This is a genomic window from Scytonema sp. UIC 10036 (assembly GCF_009725235.1).
This window is the reverse complement of record NZ_WJFC01000139.1, coordinates 24,195-33,897: the sequence shown is the minus strand read 5'-3', so window position 1 is coordinate 33,897 and position 9,703 is coordinate 24,195. Positions and strand designations below refer to the sequence as shown.

Below are 9,703 nucleotides of genomic sequence, written 5' to 3'. Positions count from 1 at the left end.
GACTAAAATTTAGGTCTATGAACTATTTCAGGATTGTGGTACACCGTACTTTTTAAGGGGGGGTAAGGAGCGAAACCGCGAATAGTTCTCCCTAAATCCCTCCTAGAAGGGAAATTTAAATATTATATAAATAAAAATATTTTTTATAATTATATAAATCAATGGTTCATATTCAATACAAAGTCGGTGGTAGCTTACAAAATGATGACCCAACATATGTAGTGCGCCTTGCGGACAAACAACTCTATACAGCACTTAAGTCTGGAGAATTTTGTTATGTCTTCAACGCTCGACAAATGGGTAAATCTTCTTTGTTGGTTAGAGCTAAACATCTCTTGGAAAAAGAAGGTTATTTTTGTACGAGTATTGACATGACGCGGATAGGTAGCCAACATATTACCCCTTTACAATGGTATAAGGGTATGGTGGCATATTTATGGCAGGGATTTGGCTGTGGAGGAAGAATAAATTTAAAACAATGGTGGCAAGGGCAGGAAGATGTTTCTTTACTACAAAGATTAAGTGAATTTATTGAAGAGTTATTATTAAATCAATTTCCCAATCGCCACTTGTGTGTTTTTATAGATGAAATTGATAGCATTCTCAATTTAGAATTTTCCACTGATGATTTTTTTGCTTTGATTCGCTACTGTTATAATCAGCGCTCGCTGAATCCAGAATACAATCGCATTACCTTTGCCTTGTTTGGTGTATCAACCCCAAGCGATCTCATTCGTGACAAAACTAGAACTCCTTTTAATATCGGTAGGGCAATAGATATTTGTGGTTTTAGTTTAGAAGAAGCATTACCTTTAGCCCAGGGCTTAGTAGGAAAAGTTGAGCATCCCCAAGCAATATTAAAGCCAATATTAACTTGGACTGGAGGACAGCCGTTTTTAACGCAAAAAGTTTGTCAGTTGGTAGAGTGGAAAATCAAAGAAAAATTTTCGGAGAGTTTGACTTTACCACTAGGAGCAGAGGAATTTTGGGTAGAAAATATCGTGCGAGAGCACATTATTGAGAGTTGGCAAAATCAAGACCAACCAGAGCATTTAAAAACGATTCGCGATCGCCTTCTTTATAATGAAAGTCGTGCAGGAAGATTATTGGGTACATACCAGAGAATCTTACAAGGTGTGAAAATTCCAACTGATGACAGTAGAGAACAAATAGAGCTGCTATTGTCTGGAATCGTTGAGAAACAAAACGGCTATCTCCGCATTAAAAATCCAATCTACCAAAATGTCTTCAATGAGGAATGGGTAGAAAAGCAGTTAGACCATTTGCGCCCCTACTCTCAGTCTTTAAATGCTTGGGTTGCATCGAATTATCAAGATGAGTCGCGCCTACTGCGGGGACAGGCATTACAAGAAGTCCTAGATTGGACAGGGGGCAAAAACTTAGGCGATTTGGACTATCGATTTTTAACAGCTAGCCAGGAACTAGATCGTCGGGAAATCCAACAAAAACTAGAAGCCGATAGGCTTAAAGAAGTTGAAGCACGATTGGAGTTTGAAAGAAAGAGCGCTCGTCGTCAGCGACAACTATTAATAGTTATTAGTTTGGCACTCATATCAGCTATTGTCTCAGGAATTATATCAGTCACAGCTTATCGGCGCTCAGCAATCAATGAGGCAAAAGCACTTGCAATTGCCTCGAATGGTAGTTTTGATTCCAACCAACATTTAAATGCATTGGTGCAAGCAATCCAAGCACGACTGAAGTTTACTCGCCTCAATCTTCTCAATTGGGAAGGTGCAAATACCCTAGATTTGCAAACTCGCACTGTACTCGAGCAAGCAGTTTATAAAACTCATGAAGTCAATCGCTTATCGGGACATCGGGGTACTGTTGTGAGTGTTGCATTTAGTCCTGATGGGCAGTGGATAGCAACCTCAGCTAGCGATCGCACAATCACAATTTGGCAGCGAGATGGAAAGTTGGTAAGAACACTGGCGCAAACTGCAACAATACACCGCGTCCGTTTCAGCCCTGACAGTCGTCAAATTGCTGGGGCTGGGCTTGATGGAACTGTGTTTCTTTGGACTGTCACCGGACAACTGCTGGCGACTTTTAAACATAAAGCGCCAGTATGGCAAGTTGCCTTTAGCCCAAATGGACAAATACTCGCTTCTACGAGTGGCGATCGCACTCTCAAGCTTTGGAGCATCGTCGATGGAACTCTTATCAGAACTCTCAACCACAAGCTTGCTGTTTGGGCAGTTGCTTTTAGTCCTGATGGACAGACTATTGCATCGAGCACTGTGGATGGTACTCACACACTTTGGCAAATAGATGGAACAGAGATTGCCACCTTTGGCAACCGAGGGGCATCTGTTTGGAGTGTTGCTTTTAGCCCTGATGGGCAGACTTTGGTATCTGGTAGTGCTGATAATAATGTGCGACTGTGGAATCGTGATGGCAAACTACTTTTAACCCTTAAAGGTCATACAGCAGAAGCGATCGGCGTTGCTTTTAGTCCGAATGGACAAATTATTGCTTCCGCTGGTGCAGATAAAACCATCAAGCTTTGGAAAGTAGATGGTACTCTCATCGAAACTTTTCGGGGACATAGCGCTACGATTCGCGATGTTGCCTTTAGCCCCGACAGTCAGATGCTAGCTTCTGCAAGCGATGACAACACTGCTAAACTTTGGCGCATCAACTCACCTTTTGTCAAGCTAGTTGGTACTCATCAAGCCATTATTTGGCGCATCGCATTTAGTCCTGATGGACAATCTCTTGCCTCTGTTGCAGAACAAGAGGTAAAAATTTTGCGGCGCGCTCGATCTGCTGTCAAAACCTTTTTTGTAGAAGGTACGCGATTATTTAGCCTCACTTTTAGCCCTAATGGTCGTACTCTAGCGGTTGTGGGATCGGATGGCGTTATTAGATTATGGCAGATAGATCGTAATGAGAAAACTTTTCTTAACACTGACAGCACCAGTATCTGGGATATTACTTACAGTCCTGATGGGCAATGGTTGGTTACAGTAGGAGATAATCTTAAATTAAACCTCTGGCAACGGAATTCCTCCGGGCAGTTTCAACTTCACCAAACTATCCCAGCTCATAACGCTCGAATTTGGGATGTGGACTACAGTCCAGACAGACAGTTTATCGCCACTGCTAGTTCTGATGGTACTGTTAAAATCTGGAGGTGGTCATCCCGCAACAATTACTTAAACGTTCAAGCAGATAAAACTCTGAAAGGGTACAGTGGTCTGTGGGGTGTTACTATCAGTCCCGATAGTCAACTCATTGCTGCTAGTGGGCGGGATGGCTTTCTCCATATCTGGAGGCGGGATGGGACTTTAGTACGTGTTATCAACAGCGAAACCATTGGTTTAACAAGGGTTGCCTTTAGTCCTGACGGTACTCTGTTAGCTGCTGGTAGTGCTGATGGTAGCGTCAAACTTTGGAAAACGGATGGCACCTTACTATCAACTCTTAACGGACACACCTCAAGTGTCCAAACAGTTGCTTTTAGCCCTGATGGCAAGACTCTCGCCTCTGCGGGTGATGACCAGACTGTGATGTCGTGGGATTTGCAACAAATCCTTCAGGTCAATTTACTCGTTGAAGGTTGCAATATAGTTCGGGATTATCTGAAGACGAATGCAATGGTTGAGGAAAGCGATCGTCACTTGTGTCCAGGGACCAGTGACCAGTGACCAGTAACCACTCACTCGTTCCCAGGCTCCGCCTCACTCGTTCCCAGGCTCCGCCTGGGAATGCCTTCAAGCAGAGGCTCCGCCTCCCGTCTTGATTTCACGCGAGGCAGAACCTCGCAGCCGACATTCCCTGTTTCTAGCTGGGAACTAGAGACAACGAGAAACGAGAGAGTATTAAATGAGGGGTATCATCCCCATTCACAACTCTGTATCTTGTAAAGGTAGTCGGGGATTTAACCAAACTTCGTGTACGTAACTGGTGAATTACCAAAAGTTAACTTTAATTTAACTGTACTATCAAAATCTAGCTCAAAAAAGGTTTATTGATACAATTGACAAAATATAAAGTATATGCATTTATTGTAAAAGCTTGATTTTAACCATTCCATAGATACAACATAAAACAAAAATTGTCATTTTTTTGTGTTATCCAAGACGTATTGACATCTGTTTTTTCAAGATTTGCTTATAACTAATAACTTTTTAACACTACCTTAACCTTAAAAGCATCTGACTTTTAAGTAAAATTAGGTATATACATCAATTTACAACTCGTGAGAGTAAAGAATACTTTGAAAAAAGAAAACTACAAACTTTGAGTGTTGGATTGAAAAGCTTTGCGTTTGAACTATTTCAACCCAGGCAGACAACAACATTATTATCTATTTCAATTTAGTATATGGCGATAGATCTCAAAATCACTTTACTTTCCTGGGGAATTGCGATTATTACGTCTGGGTTGGCGCTCATGTTATTCAGTCGCTCAAAAGTTAGCGTACAGATGCAAAAAGCATTGCAAGAAAGTGCCGAACGGGAAAAAGCCCTTGCGCGAGCAATTCAAAGGATGCGGCAAACACTGGATATTCAGAAAATCTTCAATGCAACAACATCAGAATTGCGGCAAGTTATTAATTGCGATCGCGTTGTTATCTATCGCTTCCATTCTGACTGGAGTGGAGAATTTGTTGCTGAATCTGTTGGGGATGGATGGAGGTCTTTATCAAAGGAACAACTTAGCAATCCAAAACTGCAAGAGAACTCTCTTTTAGATGAGCATTGTACTATCAATAATATTGTTACCGAACCAGATAGTTTATTTGAAAATTATTTGGTCATCAAAGACACTTATCTACAACAGACTCAAGGTGGTTTTTACAATCAAAGAACGCCTTATCGAGTTGTAGAAAATATCTATGATGCTGGGTTCAATGCGTGTTATATTAAGTTATTAGAGCAGCTTCAAGCTAAAGCATATATTATTGTTCCAATTTATTCCAATCGTCAGCTTTGGGGATTGCTGGCAACTTATCAAAATTCGCGATCGCGTCAGTGGAAAGATACAGAAATTAATATTGTTACACAAATTAGCAATCAATTAGGAGTTGCTCTAGAGCACATTGAGCTATTAGAACAGACAAAGAGTCAATCAATAGCACTGCAACAAGAAATTCAAGAAAGATTGGCAGCAGAGGCTTTGCTAAAGCTACAAAAACAAGAGTTAGAAAAAGCTTTAATCAATCTCAAACAAGCAGAACTTCAATTGATTCAAAATGAGAAAATGGTAGCTTTAGGACAATTAGTTGCAGGTATTGCTCATGAAATAAACAATCCCATAGGATTTATCTTTGGCAATCTTGAGTACACCAACCAATACATACAAGACTTGCTTCATTTGGTTCGACTCTATCATCATGAATATCCAGATTCTCCATCTAAATTTAGTGAAATTTTTAAAGAAGTAGATCTAGATTTAGTAAGCCAAGATCTAGAAAACAGCATGAGTTCCATGCAAAGAGGGGTTCAACGAATTTGGCAACTCGTTCTTTCTCTCCGCAATTTTTCTCGACTTGATGAATCAAACATAAAGCTTGTTGATATTCATGAAGGGCTCGATAGCACTTTATTACTGTTACAACATCGTCTCAAGGCAACACAATTTCGTCCCGAAATAGGAGTTATTAAAAAGTACGGGCAATTACCTCTTACAACCTGCTATCCAAGCCAACTCAATCAAGTATTTATGCATTTGTTAAATAATGCCATAGATGCTTTAGAAGAACGAAGTCACAAAGAAAATTTTCTGCCAAAAATTTGGATTTACACAGAAATTTCAGATACTCACATCATCAAGATTCGCATTGCTGATAATGGTTGTGGTATTCCCCCTACAGTACTATCTCGTTTATTTGACCCGTTTTTTACTAGCAAACCAGTAGGTAAGGGGATGGGTTTAGGCTTATCAATTAGCTATCAAATTATCGTTCTACAACATCAAGGCAAACTAACTTGTCATTCAGCACCAGGGCAAGGAGCAGAGTTTGTCATTGAAATTCCATTACATTGTTCAGCAGTTACAGTAGGGGCGCAATGCCTTGCACCCGTACAGGGTTAGTGGTTGGTTGTTAGTTGTTAGTGGTTAGTTGTTGGTTGTTATGGTGATACCAAAGAGAGTAGAAAGTACTCGATCGAGATCGCTAGGAACGGCATATGTATTTATATCTTTGTAAACTATTTTTTCTTGGCGATGCAAAATTCCAAACTTCCAAGTATCCCCTGTTGTTACAGTGCCGTAGAGTATTGGAACTGTTGAGTCAGTCCATTGATCCAGGGCAATCAATTCCACCGCTAGCTGAGTAAAACCCCTTGCTAAATCAGCATTTTTAGCTTCAATCACTAATAAATTTTGCGGAGTAGGAATGAAATAATCGAAACTGCCTTTGAGCCAATTGCTTACCCGAACGGGATATTCAATTTTGAGTGGTGCGTGAATGAACTTGCAAACCGTCTTGAGAATTGGAAAGATTAATGCTTCACGTCGAGCTATTTCTGACGCAGGATCTACTATGGTCAAATTTTCTTGCAGTTCTGTTCTCAATGGTTTTGGATCGATTGGCAATTGCTGTGGAAGTTGAAGATCCGTATTGTTGAGGGTAGCACCAAATTCAGCTAAGATATCGGCAGTATCGTAAGCTAATTCGGCATACTTGCTGAAAGTATAGCTCTCGGATGGGTCGAGAATCCTGGCTCTGCTCATGAGTTCGGCGATCGCATATCGCGGCGTTAGAGATAGTGTTATTTATAATTGTTCTATTATATTGCGCGAAATGCCGCTGACGTATACGTTCACATAGAGTTCGCCGGATTGACTCACTGCCATCAGGTAACCCTGTCAAGGTGGCTCAGAAAATTTTGATTTAGGTGGCAATTCCTCATATTTACTCTCTGCGCCACGCCAGTCGCCTCAACTTTGGAAACCAAAGCACGGCGCTGACTCCTCTGCGTACTTTGCGGTTCAAAAGTCATTTATTTAACCGCTGAGGCGCAGAGTACACAGAGGAAAGAGGAGAGAGAACAATTGGATTTCTTGCAGTTTGTATTCACCTTGACAGGGCTATTCGATCCCTCCTCTGGGTTTGGGGGGAGATGGGGGGATTTAACACTTTGAATACAAGCTCTAGTCGCTATTTTCTGGATAGTTGCTCAACATCAACAGCAGCAAGAAGCAAAGGGAAATTGTGAGCATTCGGTGAATGCATTGCTTGAATCCCCAAGTTAGCGCGATTGATTAAATCTGCACTCGTAGGAATAACATGACCAACTCTATCTAAAACTGATTGATTAAAATTGAATCCATTCAAGTTAACGTGAGTTCGACGGAGCTAAAAACGTAGAAATTTGACAGGTCAGGCAAGCTCTAATTTTAGCACAAGCTATCAGAGTTTTTACTTCTATGCCAAAAACCCAACTTTACAGGGTTTTTAGTTCGTACTTGAATTATTAAATGCTCCTAATTATTTACATTGTAGGCAGTGTCTACAATGTAAAATTAGCTTTTGACAAGACTTTCAGCCATTGCAAGATTTGAGACTATATATAAATGCGCAAGATGAAATTCTAAGAACGAATTTATAGGGGTTTTAGGCAACGAGTTTCGCGCATTAAGTGAAATCGCCCGTGGAGTAAGGGTTTTAGCCTCCAAGTCAATTTGCACATAAAGTGAAATCTACTCACGACGTATCAACTAAAAGTAACATTCGAGGCATCTTGCACATAATGTTAATGCCTTCTCCAAGGCGCAGTAGCAAGGCTTTTCTCCAATGAGGATAAGTATACGGACAAGATTAATTTGGTCAGAGGTAGCTGTTTGTGGATGGTGTAAACGAAAATAAAAACCACATCGACACCTTGTAACTGCGGGTCTTGACCACCGAATATTTTTTGACAACCAGGACATTTGTTTATCAGTACACATTGATGTAGGTAACAAGCTTTGACTAAATCCCAATCCCAAATCTTACGACAATAAGCAGATTCGGTTAAACAATAAGGACATAGTTTAAGAGCACATTTATAAATGATGTATTGCAGGGAATTAACAAAAGAAACTAATTGATAAGGGAGAGAAGCCATTAGTCTTAGCTGCTCATCAGTGACTTGAATGAGCTGACTAAGTTGGGAAGGCTCCTATTCGATTGTTGACAAGATGAATGGCTCTTGCGTACTGAGCGTGCTAAAATTGTAGAAAAATAAGCTTAAAACTATTGCTGGGCTTAGCTTACAGCTATTATTAGTTTCAAAATGTTACTCCTTGTTAAAATTGAAATTATAAGTGCCTGTAAGCCTTGTAAATACAAGCATACTTGTAGATTTTAATGAAAATTTAGCACGCTATGTACGAAAGAACCGACTAATACCAGCATTATTTGTACTTCTACCTTAGAGTTGGGTATTGATGTTGGCGACCTCGATTTGGTTTTGCAAGCTAATGCTCCTTCTACTGTCTCATCTTTCCTCCAGCGGTTAGGTCGTACCGGACGAAGAACAGGGCAACAAGCCAACACGACATTTTTCTGTGAAAATATAGAGACAGTATTGCAAGCGATCGCTATCATTGAACTAGCTAGGAAAGGTTGGGTTGAATCTATACCTATTCAAACACGCGCATGGCCCGTACTCGTACACCAGCTACTTGCACTGACTCTTCAATTTGGTGGTATTAGTCCAGAACGGTGCTGGGAGCTACTCTGTGGAGTTCCTGATTTTTCTGGTATAAGCCGCTCAGAATTTGAAGTATTGGTCGAACACATGATTCGGGAGGATTTCCTATTTTTAGCTGGTGGATTGCTATCGATGGGGGAAAAAGCAGAACGAGTCTTTGGGCGCAAAAACTTTATGGAACTCTACGCCGTTTTCAGCAGCCCAGTCATGTATAAAGTGGAAACACCAGCCGGTTACACTATTGGTTCCCTGGAGCAATCATTTGTTGATAGATTAGTTGCTCAAATGAGTTCGTTTCTTCTCAGCGGTCAGGCTTGGACGGTTATGCACATCAACCATGAGGAACGCACAGTTCGAGTTGTTCCTGCTCCTCGTGGTAAAAAACCAAGCTGGGGTGGCTTTGCTCCACAACTACTGGGTTTTGAACTCTGTCAGCAAATTGCGGAAATCTTGCAGTTTGAATGTAGTATTCCTTACATTGATGCTAAGACACAAGTTGTGTTGGATGAGTACCGTTTTGACATTAGACCATTCATATTAGAAGGGCGAGCGAGCATTCAGATGGAAACAGATCGGGTACTGTGGTGGACTTTTGCGGGTGGACAAATTAATCACACTCTCAAATACGGTTTGCAATTTCACCATGATTGGATGATTGTTTCTGACAACTTCAAGTTAAAGATTGAAGGCGATAGTGTGGGTTATGCAACTTTAACAGGTGCGATACGGCTTCAGCCGTTAAGCCTCCGGCTTATCGCTCGGATGATTCATCTTGAATTTTGGAAAGCTCCAGATACCGAGCGCTTCATCTGGTCGCGGCTACCAGATTATCGCTTGAGTAAGTTTCAGAAGGTGCTGCCATTCGTGTATTCTCTAGAAATGACTGGGAATTATTTGTTAGACATCTCCAGAACAGTTCAATTTTTGAATTTACAGCAGTTTTCGACCTAAATGAACCACGTCGTTTGTAGGGGCGCAATGCCTTGCGCCCCTACTGATTTTGGGCGGTAAGCTGGGGATTGATGAGGACA

4 protein-coding genes and 1 pseudogene are annotated in these 9,703 nt (G+C 41.0%); 3 read left to right on the top strand and 2 right to left on the bottom strand.

From position 1 onward, the window contains the following. Nucleotides 1-161 precede the first annotated feature (161 nt). Nucleotides 162-3,674 (top strand): AAA-like domain-containing protein, encoded by a 3,513-nt coding sequence (locus F7734_RS41960; RefSeq protein WP_155750316.1) that lies wholly within the window; start codon nucleotides 162-164, stop codon nucleotides 3,672-3,674. Between the two features lie 679 nt (nucleotides 3,675-4,353). Next, nucleotides 4,354-6,066: an ATP-binding protein gene (locus F7734_RS41955; RefSeq protein WP_155750315.1), complete on the top strand. Its 1,713-nt coding sequence runs from the start codon at nucleotides 4,354-4,356 to the stop codon at nucleotides 6,064-6,066. Between the two features lie 24 nt (nucleotides 6,067-6,090). On the opposite strand, the gene F7734_RS41950 is transcribed toward F7734_RS41955, so the two are convergent. Together F7734_RS41950 and F7734_RS41945 are read right to left on the bottom strand one after the other, a co-directional pair. Beyond that, entirely contained in the window at nucleotides 6,091-6,708 is a 618-nt protein-coding gene (locus tag F7734_RS41950; RefSeq protein WP_155750314.1) for a hypothetical protein, read from the bottom strand. Nucleotides 6,709-7,135: 427 nt separating this feature from the next. Then, a pseudogene (locus F7734_RS41945) lies at nucleotides 7,136-7,315 on the bottom strand (Photosystem Q(B) protein 1); the annotation flags it as partial. 1,057 nt (nucleotides 7,316-8,372) lie between these two features. On the opposite strand from F7734_RS41945, the gene F7734_RS41935 reads away from it, so the two are divergent. After that, nucleotides 8,373-9,623, top strand: coding sequence for a helicase-related protein (locus F7734_RS41935; protein ID WP_166482483.1), 1,251 nt, complete (start codon nucleotides 8,373-8,375; stop codon nucleotides 9,621-9,623). Nucleotides 9,624-9,703: the final 80 nt, after the last annotated feature.